The sequence below is a fragment of the Micromonospora sp. DT48 genome (assembly GCF_049844495.1).
Taxonomy (GTDB): domain Bacteria; phylum Actinomycetota; class Actinomycetes; order Mycobacteriales; family Micromonosporaceae; genus Micromonospora.
Genome location: NZ_JBNCLE010000049.1, coordinates 1 through 1,511 on the forward strand (window position 1 = coordinate 1; position 1,511 = coordinate 1,511).

The following is a 1,511-nucleotide window of genomic DNA, read 5'->3' on the forward strand; positions in this document are numbered from 1 at the left end:
TAGTACGGCAGCCGCCATTGGCGGTCTGACCTGGCAGGATGCGGTGGTGGGGCGTGCGAAGTGGACGCAGCCGCCCTGTTGATCATGTGTTTGTGAGAACTACAAGATCGAGGGCGGCTGCTGCTGCCAGGGTAGCGGCTGGGCGGGCGGTGCGGGCGCGGGCGGGCCTGTTGGAGCGGCTGCGGTCGTGTTTCGTGCGGACGCAGACGTGGCAGCATGCGGGCCGGTACGTGTCGGCGCTGGTCAGCCAGGTGCCGAAGCGCAACGGGTGGAGCATCGCCGAGCAGGTCGGGGACGCCACGCCGGACCGCACGCAGCGGCTGTTGAACCGGGCAGTGTGGGACACGACGGCCGCGATGAGTCAGGTGCGGCGGTTCGCCGCTGCCGGTCTGGACGAGGCGGCGAGCCGTCGGCGGCGGCGTGGCCTGGTCGTCGGGGCGTTGGACGAGACGGGTCAGCCGAAGCAGGGCGTCGCGACGGCCGGGGTGAAGCGGCAGTACATGGGGTGCGCGGGCAGGGTCGCGAACGGGATCAACACGGTGCACCTGTCGTATGTGCGGGAGCGGATCGGGCACGCGTTGATCGGGGCGCGTCAGTGGATCCCGGCCGAGCAGATCACCGACCCGCAGGCTGCGGCTGGCATGGGACTGCCGGCCGGGTTGGAGTTCCGCACCAAGGGCCAGTTGGCCATCGACATCTGCGCGGACGCGTACGCCGACGGGCTGCGTTTCGACGTCGCCTGCGGCGACGAGGTGTACGGCAACTGCACACAGTTGCGGGAGTTCTTCGAGACTCGCGGGCAGGCGTACGTGCTGCGGGTCGCCTCCACCTTCATGGTCGAACTGCCCTCGGGTGACAGGCTGACCTGCGCGCAGGCCGTCACCCAGTTGGCCGGGGACAACCGCGGGTGGGAGGTCCGCTCGGCAGGGGCGGGGTCGAAGGGACAACGCTGGTACGCCTGGGCGTGGATCGCCACCGCCTCACCGCGCCACCATCTGCTCGTGCGCCGCCACCTGCGCACCGGTGAGCTGGCCTTCCACTACTGCCATGTGCCCGAGGGGCAGATCCTGACCAAGACGACGCTGATCCGCGCCGCCGGGCTGCGCTGGCCGGTCCAGGAAGACTTCGAGTTCGGCAAGGACCACTTCGGCCTGGACCAGTGCCAGGCCCGCCTCTACACCGCGATCCAGCGTCACACCGTGCTGGTCATGGCCGCCCTCGCGGTCTGCGCGGTCACCGCCGCCCACCTCGCCGACCGCACCGACACCCAGGCACCACCGCCGAACACACCAGACCAGCCGCCACCGCCCGACCCCGGACTGATCCCGCTGACCGTGCCCGAGGTCAAGCGGATACTCGCCACCGCCCTCCAGCACCCGCAGCCGCCCGACCACGACACGCACTGGCTCACCTGGCGACGCCGGCACCAAGCCCGCGCCCGCTGGTTCCACCAACGCGCACGGCTAAGCAGGGACTACACCCTGGTCAGCTAGCAATTGGCGGCTGCCGTA

At 70.4% G+C, this 1,511-nt stretch carries 1 protein-coding gene; it reads left to right on the forward strand.

All coding sequences use genetic code 11. The features are described 5' to 3' along the window. Positions 1-149: 149 nt before the first annotated feature. Positions 150-1,493, forward strand: coding sequence for an IS701 family transposase (locus tag ACLQ2S_RS27100; protein WP_425703804.1), 1,344 nt, complete (start codon positions 150-152; stop codon positions 1,491-1,493). The last annotated feature ends 18 nt before the right edge of the window (positions 1,494-1,511 follow it).